The sequence below is a fragment of the Muriicola sp. SD30 genome, from assembly GCF_041205185.1.
In the GTDB taxonomy this organism is placed as follows: Bacteria; Bacteroidota; Bacteroidia; order Flavobacteriales; family Flavobacteriaceae; genus Muriicola.
This window is the reverse complement of the sequence record NZ_JBGEWB010000001.1, coordinates 833037-848220: the sequence shown is the minus strand read 5'-3', so window position 1 is coordinate 848220 and position 15184 is coordinate 833037. Positions and strand designations below refer to the sequence as shown.

Genomic DNA, 15184 nt, shown 5'->3' with positions numbered 1-15184 from the left:
TTTTAATCTGTTTTTACTATCGTATAAACAAAAACGTCTTTTTTGGTGGTAATTCTTATGAAATACATCCCTGTGGGATAGCTTCCACTCATGTCAATTTCTTGGGTAACTGCCCCATTTCTGCCATCAATTGAAGTATTAAAATAAGAAATTCCAAAAATATCAAAGATATCAAGGGTTACCAGTTCACTTAAATTTTGATCAATTGACAAAATATAGGAAGGTCCGGACAAAGGATTAGGATACAACACAAAAGAGGAACTATCACCCAGATTGCATCGATTAGAATTAGCATTAGCACTAGAAGAAGTGGAAGACTTATGCGTGCTATCCCTGCTTGTTAGTTCCCATTTCATTGAGTTCCCATCGAAGCGAATCGTAAATGTACCCTGCCCTGGGTAAAATATAAATGGCAATGTTCCACTGTATAGGGCAAGTCCAGTAATGTTATTTTCCGGTCCAACAGCGATATAAATGGTTTCACTATTTGGATTTTCATACCTGAAATGTGCAATATAATTTAAACCATCCGGTGAACTCACTTCCTCCACACAATCTAAATAGGTACGGATCTTTCTCAAATAATCCCCACTAGGACTGACGTAAATTACTCCAGTTTGTATATGTTCTATGACATAGTTTTGAGGCGCCGCTAATGTGACATAAAATATACCTGAAGCCCCTGGGGTATACCCTACTCCATTACTGTCCTTAATAATGAATGTGAATCCTTCAGGAAAAACATCTTCTAATGTTTCATCAAAAACAAATCCATTCAATGTAACCGGAATCAATTCCGGATCTATAACTTCACCTTGTTCAATTACAAGGTCACCTATCTCGGCTGTTAGAGTAGCCGGATTTACAGTTAAAGTGCTAGAATCATAAGTTATATTGAAATTAGCCCCAATAGGAGCAAACATGGCTCCCGGATAGGAATAATGCACTTCAGAATTAGTAGTAACATCTAATCCTGTAATTAGGTTTACAGAATAGAAAGTAGATACACTACCTCCAGATTCGGAGTCATCATCTGCATTTAACAATGCAAAAGTGTTGGAATAGTCATTTCCATCATTATCTCCTCCCAGATCACTATCATTTACTATGGCTATAAATCGATTTTCAAATGAAACTTGTCCTGAAAATAAATCCTCGCTATTTACAATGGCTATAAATCGATTCACAATGGCTATAAATCGATTTTCGAAATAATTTTCAAAATCGTCTATTTCCAATTCAATAAGATCCATTTCATTTACTATAGCTATAAATCTGTTGTTTATAGTATTTTCAGTGGCCATCCAACTTCCACCATCTAAAAGATCGAATATATTTTCACCGTTGACAATTGCAATAAATCGGTTGATCAGGGCCAGGGTATTCTCAGGAAAGAAATCGGCGGAATGGGCCTCCGAGATGGCTGATAAGAATGCAGCGTTGTCCGAGATATTCGTATTATCATAATTATAATTCAAATTTAAATTGATAGCCTCACCATAGGTCACCTCCACCGGCTCAGGAACAATTTCAAGGTTCTTTTTAGCAACCGAAAGAGATCCGCTTTTAAAATTAACAACATATGCTTCCAAAGCGGTCAATTGATCAGGACTCGCATTTTCTAGATCAAAAGATGGAAAGATGACGTAATTCCCAATTTTTGGAAATGGGGGTGTTGCTGCGGTGGTAAATTTGATAGGTGGTAATCCCAGGCTTTCAAAATCACTCCCTTCCGGCAGACCTTCCACAGTAAAGCCAAATGAGTAATCCTGGCCGTATTCTATTTCGATGTCATCGGCGACCACATTGATGGCAACGGTACCGGGATCGAGAAGAAAGATCGGATTGGAATTTCCCCCGTCCGTACCCAGAGGTACAGTAGAGTTCGTAAAAACGGTCACCGGCGGATTCCCGGTAAATGGCCCTACTAATACTTTTATCTCTGCAGGATTTTCGGGGTCATAGAATACAATTGGCAGTTCCTCCTCTCCAAATAAGACCGTTGGGTCCTGGGGAAAGTAGTCGCCATTGATAGTGAGTTCAAATTCATCCGCACTAATCACTGATCCCTCTTCCGAAGTGAATTCGATGGTAAAGTCGCTTATCACCCCGGTTTGAGTAGCTATCGCTTTAAAGGTATTTAGCGCATTGACAATTCCATCGCCCAGTTGAGCCTCGTTACCTACCTTATCGGCATTATCTTTAAACAGTTGTAGTACATCAATAGAGGAATCAGGGCCATACCAGGCAGGGAGTGCTGATTCCATCAGGGCAAAAGCCGCTGCCACATGAACCACGGAAGCCGAGGTGCCGAAGAAATTCTTAAAATCATCATCGTCAACAGGGATACCATTCACGTCGTTCTGGCCTATGGTGGTCACATTGGTGTTTACACCGTCATAAGAAGCAAGGGCTACCTGGGGAATTGAACCATCCGAGATCTGCCCCGCGAAGGAAGAGAATACCTGAGGTTCAGGACTATTCTCTTTTCGAAAATCTACCGCCCCAATGGCCAAAGCTTCTGGCGTAAGTGCGTGTCCGGTGATGGTGGGTGCCCCGGTAAAGTCTAATACTTGCAGGTTATTTTTAACGAAAATGATGTACCTGAACGGAAGTGAACCCGGATCGCCATTGGCACTGGTGATCATAAAGTTGGCCTCTCCGTCGGCAAGTGCCTTAAACGTTATATACTCAATGGGATCTTTCCCATCTTCAGCAACATTGGTGTCATTATCGTTGTAGTAATTGTTTCCTACCAATAAACGCTCTTCGTCGTCTACTACCCAAAAATCCAGATCTTCTTTGGCTCCTAATATATTATCCTGTGAGGCAAAATCGTCCTTCCATTGGAGAACGATCATATAGGTTTCTCCATTTTTCACACTAAACCGCTGATAGATATTGTCCACGCCGTCAAAGGCGTGCGCTACGGTTCCATTATCGGGAAGGAAATCAGGTAAGTCTAATCCATCCGCTGTCACAAAAAGCGACTGGTAGGCTGCATTTGAGAAATTCCCAGAAGAGGTAAAATAATAATTCCCCGCTGCAGTAAAATTCTGTATAGCTGTACCGATATTACTAATACCGAACATGGGTTCACCGGGGAATGTGATATCGTCTGTCGCAATTGTATTTACAGCAGTACTTAATTCCTGTATCCCGAGTTCAAAATCTCTAGGTGAAAGTACGGCAGTTCTAAATGCCAGATTCGCTCCCGGGGCAATATCATGTGCAATCTGCAACATAGCCCTTCCCTCATCGGATATTTGCCCGAAAGTGTATGGATATTCCTTTATCACATTTACAGGAGTATCGTACCCGTTTGGATTGCCATTTCCTGCAATGCCCGGTAAATCTCCGTTCCCAACGTCAATAGCCTCGTTTGTAGGCTGTCCTGCTTCCGGTGGGTTAGCATCAAAACTATTTGAGAAGACTACAATATTAACTCCGGTTCCGTCAACGGCTATACTTTCATTTTCGCCGACAATTCGAAAGGAACGTCTGACTATGTCGGATTTCTGAGTCGAATCACCCTGGGTAATCGCATCTCCTGTTTCCTCTTCTTTTCCTGATGTGAAGGGTGTATATAATGCCTGAACAGACTTAATCAACTCGGGATAATCTATAAGCGCAGGTATCGGCGTGGCCGGAGGGGGTGGCGGAAGGATTCTGTCGATAGGGAATAGTACATCAATTGCGGCCAAATCCTCAGAAATGATCAATGCAGGATCTACAATAAAGTCGGAGTTAGCAGGCTGTACGCTGTATTGTAGTCCGAAGGTGTTGATCAGTAAATCCAGAACATCCTGGGTTTTCCCGTCAAAAGGAACGATTTGGATAAGAACTTTTTCAGCCGGACTGATCTGGTAAATGATAGACGATGGTGTGTCACCTGCTGTCCCCGTAGCCAGTGAAATCAACTCCGGGCTAACATAGCCTTCAGTTTTTCCGTTACCGGGACCTATCACAGGCACGATGAATGGATCACCCTCGCAAACCGGAGAATCTAAAGTTGCCCTGATCTTTACATCGCTTGAACCACCAAATGCCACAGTCCATTTAGCATGCCCGTTATCTGCAAAGACAACAGACAGGACATTGTCATGTGTTCCCGGTTCAAAAGATGTAATTCCCTGAATCTTTTGAAGGCCATCAAACTCAGAATCTTCTATTTTATCACTGAGGAAGATATAACTATCCTCAGGGGGAACCGTAATAGTTTTATTCGTTGGATTTGTATACCCGAATTTGGCCAGGTATAGTCCGTTACCAATATCTTCCGCACATGTAAAAAGGGTAACTTCCTTATCTTTTCCACCCTTGGAGCCCCCTTTCCCTTTCTGGGCCTGGAGTGGTATCAGAAGGCAGAACAGAGAAATCAATAAGGCTGTGATCCTTAAAGCAGAGATAAAGTTGTGATTGAGAAATACGATGTCCTTACAGGAAGAGTTTCTCTCAAAGGCTGAGAATTTCATTTTGGTTTTCATTGTTGGTTATTCTGGTTATTTTGGTTGTTGCCGGAATTTCTATTTCAGGACGACCTTAAACTCAATATTGAGCAGGACACAGGTAGTTCCTCTGAAGAATCCGAAAGATCCAGAACACGGGTAGGAATTTGTTTGGTAAAATTCAATCTACTGATTTACAAGGTCGTAGATGAATGGTCTTTTGGGGGAATATTCTAATAAAGATAATACAAATAATATTAATTTTAAGGTAAATCAATAAGAAAAGTAAGGTTTATCTTTAATTTAACACAGATTTTACAATCTCTGGTAAAAATTGATTGCGGTTTCTAAAGGAAACTCCTGATGGCCAGGTCATAAGATTTCAGTCCGAAACCTAAAATCACTCCTTTGGCACCGGCAGAAATATAAGAGACATGTCTGAAGTCTTCCCGGGCGAAGGTATTGGAGATATGCACTTCAACCACCGGTGTTTCTATTGCTTTTACAGCGTCCCCTATTCCTACTGAGGTATGTGTATAAGCTGCTGCATTGAGAATAATACCATCATAACTGAATCCTACTTCCTGAAGCTTATCAATAAGTTCACCCTCAATATTCGACTGGAAATAGGCGAGCTGCAAATCCTTATAGGTCATCTGGAGTTTTGAAAAATAATCTTCAAAGCTTGTGGCTCCGTAGACATCGGGTTCCCGCTTGCCCAACAGATTTAAATTCGGGCCATTGATGATGATGATCTTTTTCATTGGGTAAAAGTATCAAAAAAAGAGCACAAAAAAAGAAGCCCGCTAAGGGCTTCCTATTTTTATATTCAGGTTCGACTAAAATCTGAATCCAACCGCAAATGAGAAGACATTATTGGTATTGGAAAAATCTGATGAGTCGGCAAAATCATTAATATTCGCTATTCCGAAATTGTATCGGGCACCAAAATTAAGTCCTGAGTCGAATTGATATCCCAGACCCACATTAGCACCGACGTCTAAATCCTTTATATCATCCTTAATATCATCTTCCCCTGAAAGGCTGGCCGATTCATAGTCATCTTTAGCAGATAGTAAATAACCAAACTGAGGACCGGCTTCTACAAACAGTCCGTCTGAAACATATAGTTTCCCCATTACCGGAAGATTTAAATAGTTGAATTTAAAGGAACCGTCGAAGCCTTCACTTTCGGTATAGTCTGCCCCTTGCTGAGAAAAGAGTAATTCGGGTTGAATACTAAATGTATCCAGGACTTTACATTCGGTATATCCCCCAAAAAATAAACCTACCCTGGAGTCGAGGTCATCGGTGTCATCGCCTCCGATGGAAGCAAAATTAGGTCCGGCTTTAATACCCCAGTTACAGGTTGCACAACTCGTCAATAAGGCCGTTGAGACCAGAACGGAAAAAATCATTAATTTTCTCATAATCCTATGGTTTTTAGTTGGTTAACAGGATTAAGGTACTAATAATTCAAAACAATTCAAAAAGCAAGGCAAGATAAATTATGCTCGTTCGGGCCAAAGAATTCTATCTAATAATTGAAAATTATAACCTTCTGGGTCTTACTTGAATGGTATGCAGTATTCCAACATTTACAGTAGACCAGGTAGCTCCATCGAGCTGTATCCCGGTATAGGAGAAATTTACTTCTGTGTTGGTACCAAACAAGTAACCAATAATTGGACGGTAGTACAATCCCCCCTCATTTCCATCATTGATCCCTACTCCATAGCCCACATCCCCGCCAAAGGAAAATGAATTGGAAGGCCAGATACGAAAAGAGCCTGCCAGGGGTAAAAACTGTACACTGGGAAGATCGGGACCCCCGTCAAAATTATCCGGAAACCCATTGATAAAGCCTGTCATTACTCCGGCATCCACTACTTCTCCCAGGGCGTGCATATATCCAAGGTCGACCCCGGCAGAAAGCACAACAGCATCACTGAAATCGTTAAAAGGGAAACTTCCCTGAATTCCAATTTTTACACCTTCCTGGGCAAATATGGTCGCACTGAAAAGAAACAGTACTAGTAAAGCTATTCTATTTTTCATCTTTAAATGGGTTTGATGGTTTTCACAAATCTATGCGCCTAAGGGTTAGCTTCCTTACTTTTGTTGTCAAATCCATAGAAGCGGTGGTAGAACACAAGATTGTATTCATGTAAACGCTTAACTCCCTATCTTTATTTCGTGAATTGGAACCAGGCCATACAGGACTATATGCATTATCTGAATCTGGAAAGAGGTCTTTCAGCGAATACACTCCAGAATTATCAACGCGATGTGCGTAAACTCACTCAATACCTGGAGCAACTCGAATTAAATACCTCACCTGTTGACATTCAGCAGGAACTCCTCTCACAATTTGTTTACGAGCTAGGTAAATCAGTTTCTCCCCGATCCCAGGCCAGGATCATCTCAGGCCTGAACAGTTTTTTTAACTACCTCGCCTTTGAACAATACAGGCCGGATAACCCCATGGAACTTATCGAGTCGCCCAAACTGGGAAGGAAGTTACCCGATACCTTATCCGTTGATGAAATAGATTCCTTAATAAAGGCCATTGACCTTTCCAAACCCGAAGGCGAGCGAAATCGAGCCATGCTGGAAACGCTTTATGGCTGTGGCCTGCGTGTCTCCGAACTCATCCAGCTCCGTATTTCAGATCTGTTTTTCGAGGAAGATTTTATCAAGGTCACCGGGAAGGGGGACAAACAGCGGTTTGTTCCTATTAGCAGGGTAAACCAAAAATATATCAGCCTGTATCGATACCAGGTTCGTGTGCATCAGAACATTCAAAAGGGCTTTGAAGACATATTGTTCCTTAACAGAAGAGGCAGGGGGCTAAGCAGGGCCATGATTTTCACGATCGTAAAAGAACTGGGAGAGAAAACAGGGTTGCGAAAAACTATTAGTCCGCACACCTTCAGGCATTCCTTTGCCACTCACTTATTGGAAAACGGAGCAGATCTTAGGGCCATCCAGCAAATGCTGGGCCATGAGAGCATCACTACCACTGAAATTTATATGCACGTAGATCGCACCCATCTCTCCAAGGTAATGGAACGCTTCCATCCAAGGAAATAAGTTGGAATTAGTTTGAAAATTGTTGCCCTTCCTGCTGCCCGTTCCCTGCTCATTTTATATATTTAACTCTATTAAAAATCTACAAGCATGAAACATACTCTCACCCTTGCAGTTATTCTTTTCGCATCCTTATCGCTTCACGCACAGAAAGGTGGCGAAACCGTCATAAACTCCCTTGATAACAAGGCCACCGAATACGGTAATATAGCCCAGGAGATCTGGCATCTGGCAGAAATGGGATACCAGGAGGAACAAAGTGCCGCTTTGTTGCAATCCAATCTGGAACAGCAAGGCTTTCGCATCGAAAAAGGAGTTGCGGGTATTCCCACGGCTTTTATTGCCGAGTATGGGAGTGGATCTCCGGTGATCGCCATTCTTGGGGAATATGACGCCCTTCCGGGCCTGTCTCAGGAAGCCGTCCCTATGCAGAAATCGGCCGGTAAAGCTGCAGGACATGCCTGTGGACATCACTTATTTGGGACGGCATCCATGGCTTCGGCAATTGCAGTTAAGAACTGGATGGATACCAATAAAGTAAAAGGTACCCTTCGCTTTTACGGCTGTCCCGCAGAAGAAGGCGGAAGTGGAAAAGTATATATGGTAAGGGAGGGGTTATTTGATGATGTGGATGTGGCACTTCACTGGCATCCGGGATCTTCCAATGCAGCAAGTGCCGGGGCTGCCCTGGCCAATAAATCTGCCAAATTCAGGTTTTACGGTGTATCTGCTCATGCTGCAGGAGCTCCTGATAAAGGAAGGTCTTCACTTGACGGGGTAGAGGCGATGAATATGATGGTGAATATGATGCGGGAGCACATCCCACAGGAAGCCCGTATTCACTATGTAATTACCGATGGAGGCAAGGCGCCGAATGTTGTGCCCAACTTCGCAGAGGTTTATTATTATGCCAGGCATTACTCCCGCGATGTGGTCATAGAGATATTTGACCGTATTGTCAAAGCGGCTGAAGGCGCGGCCATGGGCACGGGAACCACCATGGACTACGAAATGATAGGGGGAACACACGAGTTGTTACCCAACCTTACCCTGCAAAAAGTGATGCACGATAACCTCAGCAAAGTTGGTGGGATTACCTATACGGCCGAAGAGATAGCTTTTGCAGAAAAAATTTCCACAAGCTTAGGGTATACTGCTCTTGACCAAGAAACAGCCCTTATCGTACAACCCTATGAAACAACAGCAAGAGCTTCAGGATCCACAGATGTTGGAGATGTTAGTTTTGCTGTGCCCACTGTAGGCCTGCGGGCGGCTACCTGGGTACCCGGAACCCCTGCACACAGCTGGCAGGCGGTAGCGGCCGGAGGAACTTCCATAGGCAACAAAGGAATGATGGTAGCTGCCAAAGCACTTAGTCTGACCGCAATAGACCTGTTTGAAGATCCAGATCTGGTAAAGAAGGCCAAAGAAGAATTTGTAAAAAGGAGAGGGGCCGACTTTAAATATATCCCTTTACTGGGTGACAGAGCACCTGCTCTTGACTACAGGAATTAAAGGCGCTTCAAACTAATAATAAAATTAAAAGCGGCTTTTTTGTCTTCTCGTGTAACTAAGCTGAGTTTATCTATACTAATCCTATTGACACTAACCCTGGAGTGAATAAAGAACTCGAACACAAATTTGTGACCGAACTGGAGAACAATCAGAATATTGTTCACAAAGTGTGTAGTTTATATACACATAACAGGGATGCGCATAATGATCTGTTTCAGGAAATTACCATCCAGTTATGGAAGGCTTACCCTAAATTCAGAGGGGAAGCCAAATTTAGTACCTGGATGTACAGAGTAGCGCTGAACACAGCCATTACGCTGTATAGGAAATCAAAGAAACGAGTGCCGACTCAGGATTATGATTCGGTGATCTTTAAAATTAAAGCAGATGAATACGACCCCACAGAGGAAAAACAACTGGCACTAATGTATAAGGCCATAAGGCAGCTGGGTGACATTGATAAAGCCCTGGTGTTCTTGTACCTGGAAGATAAGAGTTACCGGGAAATATCAGAAACACTGGGTATAAGCGAAGTGAATGCAAGAGTTAAAATGAATCGTGTAAAAACTAAATTAAAAACAATTCTAAATCCCTGAACCTATGATGGATGAATTGGAATTGCTGAAAAAAGACTGGCAGAAACAAGGGCAGGATCTGCCCAAATTGTCCTACGAGCAGCTTTATGCAATGATCTGGAAGCGATCTTCCTCCATTGTAAAGTGGATTTTTATCATCAGCATTATCGAATTTGCACTGCCACATCTTTTATACCTCATCCCTTCGGCCAGGGAAGGAATTGCCTTTTACGATGATCTTGGGTTGAAATATATTATCTTGGGGCTGACCGTTTTACAATATGGAATTGTATTCTATTTTATCTTTCAGTTTTATAAGCGCTATAAGGAGATTTCAGTTCTCGACAATGCCAAGGTCCTCATGCGAAAAATTATACGCACGCGCAAAACAGTAAAGAACTACATTATTTTTGCCTTATCGGTTTTCCTGCTCACATTCCTGATCATCGCTATTGGAATCCTCTTTAGCGATGGAGATAGTTTTCTAAAGGTTTTCGAGCTGGAAAACAAATCGATCAACATGACAACCCAGCAATTAAAATTCCTGATATCAGGTGTGATGGTGGCTATGGGAGTAGTTTGTACAGCCCTCCTAGGCCTTATCTATTTCCTGATCTACGGCTTACTCCTGAGAAAATTGGGTAAAAACTATCGCGAATTAAAACGACTGGAAGTTTAGGCTTTTTTGCGCCATTTTCGTTGCTTATTCTCCTCCTCGTAGGCGAGAAGCTCTTCAGCCGGAATCACTTTAAGAAATGACGGGTGCTGCTCAATAGCGTATTCCAGTTTCTCAATGATGGTATCTACACTATCATTATCATAATCGATCTCAAGGGGTTCCTTGATCACCATGGATTGAAGAATCCCTTTCTTCTTCACATAGAGACCCTTTTTATCGAATGATCGCCTGAAGCCGTCGATGACCACAGGAACCACCAGAGGTTTATACTTTTTTATGATATGCGCAGTACCTTTTCGAAGTGGTTTCCACGGGGTGGTAGTTCCCTGTGGGAAGGTGATTACCCATCCGTCATTGAGCGCTTTTCCTATATTGGAAATATCACTCATCTTTACCTGCCGGTTCACATTTTGTCCATCTGCCCTCCAGGTTCTTTGAATACTGATGGAGCCTACGTATGCCAATACCTTGGTGAGAAGACTCTTTCTCATCGTTTCGGCTGCGGCCACATAGTAAATATTGAGCTTAGGTCGCCAGAGGTAGCCCACGTTTTTTATGGTATCTGTTCGTCCACTAAGGCTGGCATTAAATACGTGGAACATCGCCACTACATCGGCAAAATAGGTTTGATGATTACTAACAAAAAGTACATTTTCTCCGGGTAAAGCCCTGATGACTTCTGATCCTTCAATCTCTAAAGTATTAAATCCCTTATAACGCTGGTGTGTCATGATCCCCAACACACGAATCAACCATTTTTTGATAAACAGGATATGACCAAAGGGATTTTTTTTGAATAACGGCATAGGATACAAAACTACAAAATTAGGCTTATAACACCTGTTTCATTAATTCCCTCATTTCATTCAGCATCATTGCCGTTGCTCCCCAGACAGTAAAGCCATTAAAATTAAAGGCCGGGACTTCAATTTCCGACGCATAGGAGGTTGAAAGTATCTGTGAAGTGAGATAGGTATTATCCATGACCATATGAAGGGGCACTTCAATAAGATGCTCAACCTCTTCCTGCTGGACTTTAAACGGAGTGGGGTTTGCATAAATCCCAACATAGGGCTGCACCTCAAAATTGCTGGGCGGAATAAAAACCTCACTCATACTCCTTATTACCTGCACTTTTTCAGGACAAACCCCCACTTCTTCATAAGTTTCACGCAAGGCAGTATGAAGGATGGTAGCATCCCCCTTTTCTTTTTTCCCTCCAGGGAAAGCAACCTGACTAGAGTGGACACCCTGGTATGGGCGCCTCATGATCAACAATAAATTTGTACGGTAGGTCTGGTCTGGATAGAAAAGAGCCATAACTCCTGCCTTTTTCGGATTTTTTTTCACAATCTTTCCATCCTCCAATTCACGGATACGAATTTCTGGTGCCATTTTATAATGAGCATCCCTTCCCGGAAGTGGGAGATTTTTTATTTTTGGAATCTGTTCGCTAAACTTTTTAAAATCCATGTTTTATCAAAAACTGAAATTTCCCGCAATGATACTGCTATTTTCTGCACTGGCCTGTGGAGAAACCCCTAAAGAAAAGCCTGCAGAAAGTATAAAAACAGTCGCAAAAGACAGCATTAAAGAGGACACAAAAATACTACAAGAAAAGGACACTCTGAACATAGAAAAAGAAGATGAGCCATTTGTCTTAACAGAAGACAATGCCATAGATTTCTTTTTTGAATATCAGAAAGGACTTCCCACAACACGTATTAAAATTACTACCAGCCTCGGAAGTTTTGTCGTCCAGTTATACGACAACGTCCCTTATCACAAAGCCAACTTTATCTACCTCACCAAAAAGGGCTATTTTGACAATACCATGTTTCACAGGGTGGTAAAAGATTTTATTATCCAGGGCGGGAATGCCGATAACAGGGAAACCGCTGCAAAAAGACGTGAAATTGGTCGATACCTTCTCCCCCCTGACACTCGAAAGGGATACAAGCATCATCGGGGAACTATTTCTATGCCCAGCAGTGAAATTGACAACCCCCATATGCTGGCCAGTCCGTATGAGTTTTTTATTGTGGTGACCAAACCGGGTTCTTACCATCTCGATGGAAATTACACCCCATTTGGAAGGGTTATCGATGGGATGGACGTGGTTGATCTGATCAACCAACAACCCGTAGATGACGGAGACTGGCCTTCAAAGAATATCTACATCCACAAGGCGGAGATTCTCAATTGACTCTTTCCTGTCAATGTGATTACAGCATTCACACACAATCTGCCTACTTCGGTTCCTTCCTGTAAATATTTGGCAGGGCGATTTTGTACCTAACCGCCAGAAGCCGGATTCCTATGACCACTATAATGCTGGCTGTAAAAGCGTATTCATCTATGATAGGTAAACGGGTAAGTAAAAAGAAGGATGCTCCTCCCAGAATACAGGCAGTCGCATAGATCTCCTTGCGGAAGATTACCGGGATTTCGTTGCAAAGGATATCTCTAATAACTCCACCAAAACATGCTGTGATCGTCCCCAGGGCAATGCACATAATGGGAATCAGTTCGGCTTGCAAACCCTTGTCTATTCCTACCAGGGTATAGAGTCCGATCCCAATAGTATCAAACAGGAACAGGGATTTCCTTAGATACCTCAGCCGTTCCTGCAGCAGGATCGCAAAGATGACAGATCCCAGGATGGTAAAGGTATAAACAGAGTCCTGCATCCAGGCCACAGGGGTATTCCCTATAAGCATATCCCTGAGGGTCCCTCCCCCTACTGCAGTAACAAAGGCAATTATAAACACCCCGAAGAGATCAAGCCTCTTGTCCATAGCGACCAGCACTCCTGAAATGGCAAAGGCAATCGTTCCTAAAATATCAATGGTGAGATAAAACATTTTCTGAGGTTAACAGGCGTTAAAATAAATACAATTTATTGTTATGACCGCCCCTGTCTGAAATTATCTCCTAATTTTAGGCTTATTATCAAATATTGTAAGGCCTTATGCCATTCATTTATATTATTTACTTTCTGCTTATGGGACAAACTCCTATCACCCTGTTTCAATTTTCAGATCAATCCGACCTCAGCAAATGGCAGGTCGTCAACGACGGAGTTATGGGTGGATTATCCAAAGGCAGCATCTCCATTAACGAGGAAGGTAAAGGAGTATTCCAGGGGTATGTTTCCCTTGAAAACAACGGAGGTTTTTCTCTTGTACAATACACTTTTGATCCACGGGATGTGTCCGGTTACAGCGCCATCGAACTTAAATTAAAAGGCGATGGTAAGAACTATCAGATAAGAGTAAAATCGGAGTCTTCACAATACTACAACTACTCTTGTTCTATTGAAACCACGGGAGAATGGCAAACCATCAGCATTCCTTTTAACAAGTTTATTCCACAATTCAGAGGAAGAGGACTAAACAAGTCCCCTTACCCGGGTAAAATGATAGGAGAGGTAGCTATTCTGATCGGGAATAAAAAGGCAGAGGATTTTAAGATTGAGATTGATAAGATCGTCCTTAAATAAGGAAAAATCCATCAGCTACTCTCTAATATTTTATATCTTGTTTGAAATTCCCCTGTCATGAAAACAAGCTATTTATTCTACTTTCTCCTATTCTCTTTTAGTATTATTTCCAAAGCACAGGAAGTTCCTGAGGTCGATCAGGATCGATTGGAAAAAACGATACATACCCTTGCCAAATACGGAATGAAGGAAAACGGTGAAACCAATCGCGTTGCCTTTAGTGATGCCGACCTGCAAGGCCGAGCATATATCATTTCCCTGATGCAGATATCCGGGTTGGAAGTGAGTGTGGACTATGCCGGGAATATTATCGGGAAACGGGCGGGAAAAGACCCTGGATTGAAGCCAATAGGCTTTGGTTCGCATATAGACATGGTCCCCGATGGAGGAAACTACGACGGATGTGTGGGATCTTTAGCGGCTATTGAAGTGATAAGGACGCTGAACGAAGCAGGCATAAAAACCGAACATCCTCTGGAGGTCTTTATTTTTTCAAATGAAGAAGGGGGCGTAATGGGAAGCAGGGCGATTGTTGGAGAGCTTCTTGATGATGCCCTTTCAGTAATAAATAGCACAGGCTATTCCATGAGAGAAGGGATTAACAGATTGGGTGGAAATGCGGATCGCATCTGGCAGGTTGAACGGGAAGAGGGCAGTTTAACGGCTTTTCTGGAGTTGCATATTGAACAAGGGGGTATTTTAGATCGGGAGGAAATCGATATCGGGGTTGTGGAAGGAATAGTAGGAATAAAATGGTGGGATGTGAATATAAAAGGGTTTGCCAACCATGCCGGCACTACTCCAATGGCCTTGAGAAAAGACGCTTTAATCTCCGCTTCGAAATTCGTATTAACTGTCAATGAAGTGATCAATAGTTACGAAGGGAATCAGGTGGGTACTGTGGGAAGGATTGAGGCATTTCCCGGCGCTCCCAATGTAATCCCGGGGGAAGTACAACTTAGTCTTGAGATTAGGGATTTATCTTCAGCCAAAATAGAGAAACTGTTTGAAGACATTAAAAGTCGGGCCAAAGCTATTGAAGAAAAAACGGGAACTACCTTTAGCTTTACCCCCATTGATGCCACATCGGCTCCTGCCCTTACAGACGAAAGAATTCAAAAACTCATTTCTGAAGCTGCAGCAGAGATGGGCTTAAGTTCGATGCAGATGCAGAGTGGTGCCGGGCATGACGCACAGGATATGGCCCGGATTACTCCGGTGGGTATGATCTTCGTCCCCAGTGAGAACGGTATCAGCCATTCGCCTAGAGAATTTACTTCTCCGGAAGATATGGCTAACGGAGCTAACATTCTCTTACGTACAATTTTAAAATTGGATCAGTCCTGGTTTTAAAGAAAAAATACGAGTAGTCATA

At 42.7% G+C, this 15184-nt stretch carries 14 protein-coding genes; 7 read left to right on the top strand and 7 right to left on the bottom strand.

Translation table 11 applies throughout. From position 1 onward, the window contains the following. Positions 1-2 precede the first annotated feature (2 nt). The 4 genes from AB8P51_RS03845 to AB8P51_RS03830 form a co-directional block, all read right to left on the bottom strand. Positions 3-4487, bottom strand: coding sequence for a S8 family peptidase (locus AB8P51_RS03845; RefSeq protein ID WP_369747437.1), 4485 nt, complete (start codon positions 4485-4487; stop codon positions 3-5). A 308-nt stretch (positions 4488-4795) separates the two neighbouring features. Continuing rightward, positions 4796-5212 (bottom strand): type II 3-dehydroquinate dehydratase, encoded by a 417-nt coding sequence (gene aroQ / locus AB8P51_RS03840; RefSeq protein ID WP_369747436.1) that lies wholly within the window; start codon positions 5210-5212, stop codon positions 4796-4798. A gap of 75 nt (positions 5213-5287) precedes the next feature. Beyond that, a complete protein-coding gene (locus tag AB8P51_RS03835) occupies positions 5288-5878 on the bottom strand; it encodes a porin family protein (RefSeq protein WP_369747435.1) in 591 nt (196 codons plus the stop codon). Between the two features lie 121 nt (positions 5879-5999). Further along, complete coding sequence (locus AB8P51_RS03830; RefSeq protein ID WP_369747434.1) at positions 6000-6506, bottom strand: hypothetical protein; 507 nt, start codon at positions 6504-6506, stop codon at positions 6000-6002. A gap of 138 nt (positions 6507-6644) precedes the next feature. On the opposite strand from AB8P51_RS03830, the gene xerD reads away from it, so the two are divergent. From xerD to AB8P51_RS03810, 4 genes are all read left to right on the top strand, one after another. Then, on the top strand, positions 6645-7541 hold the full coding sequence (gene xerD / locus AB8P51_RS03825) for a site-specific tyrosine recombinase XerD (protein ID WP_369747433.1): 897 nt from the start codon (positions 6645-6647) through the stop codon (positions 7539-7541). A gap of 87 nt (positions 7542-7628) precedes the next feature. Continuing rightward, positions 7629-9053, top strand: a complete 1425-nt coding sequence (locus AB8P51_RS03820) for an amidohydrolase (RefSeq protein WP_369747432.1) — start codon at positions 7629-7631, stop codon at positions 9051-9053. Between the two features lie 101 nt (positions 9054-9154). Beyond that, positions 9155-9649 (top strand): RNA polymerase sigma factor, encoded by a 495-nt coding sequence (locus tag AB8P51_RS03815; protein ID WP_369747431.1) that lies wholly within the window; start codon positions 9155-9157, stop codon positions 9647-9649. Between the two features lie 7 nt (positions 9650-9656). After that, the gene (locus tag AB8P51_RS03810) at positions 9657-10307 is read left to right on the top strand and encodes a hypothetical protein (protein ID WP_369747694.1); all 651 of its coding nucleotides are present in this window, start codon (positions 9657-9659) and stop codon (positions 10305-10307) included. Here the strand turns inward: AB8P51_RS03810 and AB8P51_RS03805 are convergent. After that, positions 10304-11113, bottom strand: a complete 810-nt coding sequence (locus tag AB8P51_RS03805; RefSeq protein ID WP_369747430.1) for a lysophospholipid acyltransferase family protein — start codon at positions 11111-11113, stop codon at positions 10304-10306. The genes AB8P51_RS03810 and AB8P51_RS03805 overlap by 4 nt on opposite strands. 25 nt (positions 11114-11138) lie before the next feature. Then, positions 11139-11780 carry a CoA pyrophosphatase gene (locus tag AB8P51_RS03800; protein ID WP_369747429.1) on the bottom strand — a complete coding sequence of 214 codons (642 nt, stop codon included), beginning with the start codon at positions 11778-11780 and terminating at the stop codon, positions 11139-11141. 28 nt (positions 11781-11808) lie between these two features. On the opposite strand from AB8P51_RS03800, the gene AB8P51_RS03795 reads away from it, so the two are divergent. After that, positions 11809-12513 carry a peptidylprolyl isomerase gene (locus tag AB8P51_RS03795; RefSeq protein ID WP_369747428.1) on the top strand — a complete coding sequence of 235 codons (705 nt, stop codon included), beginning with the start codon at positions 11809-11811 and terminating at the stop codon, positions 12511-12513. A gap of 43 nt (positions 12514-12556) precedes the next feature. Here the strand turns inward: AB8P51_RS03795 and AB8P51_RS03790 are convergent, their stop codons facing one another. Further along, complete coding sequence (locus AB8P51_RS03790) at positions 12557-13171, bottom strand: trimeric intracellular cation channel family protein (RefSeq protein ID WP_369747427.1); 615 nt, start codon at positions 13169-13171, stop codon at positions 12557-12559. A gap of 107 nt (positions 13172-13278) precedes the next feature. Between AB8P51_RS03790 and AB8P51_RS03785 the strand changes: the two genes are divergently transcribed. Both AB8P51_RS03785 and AB8P51_RS03780 read left to right on the top strand, forming a co-directional pair. Continuing rightward, positions 13279-13809, top strand: coding sequence for a CIA30 family protein (locus AB8P51_RS03785; protein ID WP_369747426.1), 531 nt, complete (start codon positions 13279-13281; stop codon positions 13807-13809). A gap of 57 nt (positions 13810-13866) precedes the next feature. After that, positions 13867-15162: a Zn-dependent hydrolase gene (locus AB8P51_RS03780; protein WP_369747425.1), complete on the top strand. Its 1296-nt coding sequence runs from the start codon at positions 13867-13869 to the stop codon at positions 15160-15162. Positions 15163-15184 lie beyond the last annotated feature (22 nt).

Excerpts from the sequence above, each read along its gene's own strand:
- AB8P51_RS03845 (WP_369747437.1), bottom strand. The coding sequence starts at position 4,487 with ATGAAAACCAAAATGAAATTCTCAGCCTTTGAGAGAAACTCTTCCTGT.
- aroQ (WP_369747436.1), bottom strand. The coding sequence starts at position 5,212 with ATGAAAAAGATCATCATCATCAATGGCCCGAATTTAAATCTGTTGGGC.
- AB8P51_RS03835 (WP_369747435.1), bottom strand. The coding sequence starts at position 5,878 with ATGAGAAAATTAATGATTTTTTCCGTTCTGGTCTCAACGGCCTTATTG.
- AB8P51_RS03830 (WP_369747434.1), bottom strand. The coding sequence starts at position 6,506 with ATGAAAAATAGAATAGCTTTACTAGTACTGTTTCTTTTCAGTGCGACC.
- AB8P51_RS03820 (WP_369747432.1), top strand. The coding sequence starts at position 7,629 with ATGAAACATACTCTCACCCTTGCAGTTATTCTTTTCGCATCCTTATCG.
- AB8P51_RS03810 (WP_369747694.1), top strand. The coding sequence starts at position 9,657 with ATGGATGAATTGGAATTGCTGAAAAAAGACTGGCAGAAACAAGGGCAG.
- AB8P51_RS03805 (WP_369747430.1), bottom strand. The coding sequence starts at position 11,113 with ATGCCGTTATTCAAAAAAAATCCCTTTGGTCATATCCTGTTTATCAAA.
- AB8P51_RS03800 (WP_369747429.1), bottom strand. The coding sequence starts at position 11,780 with ATGGATTTTAAAAAGTTTAGCGAACAGATTCCAAAAATAAAAAATCTC.
- AB8P51_RS03795 (WP_369747428.1), top strand. The coding sequence starts at position 11,809 with ATGATACTGCTATTTTCTGCACTGGCCTGTGGAGAAACCCCTAAAGAA.
- AB8P51_RS03790 (WP_369747427.1), bottom strand. The coding sequence starts at position 13,171 with ATGTTTTATCTCACCATTGATATTTTAGGAACGATTGCCTTTGCCATT.
- AB8P51_RS03785 (WP_369747426.1), top strand. The coding sequence starts at position 13,279 with ATGCCATTCATTTATATTATTTACTTTCTGCTTATGGGACAAACTCCT.
- AB8P51_RS03780 (WP_369747425.1), top strand. The coding sequence starts at position 13,867 with ATGAAAACAAGCTATTTATTCTACTTTCTCCTATTCTCTTTTAGTATT.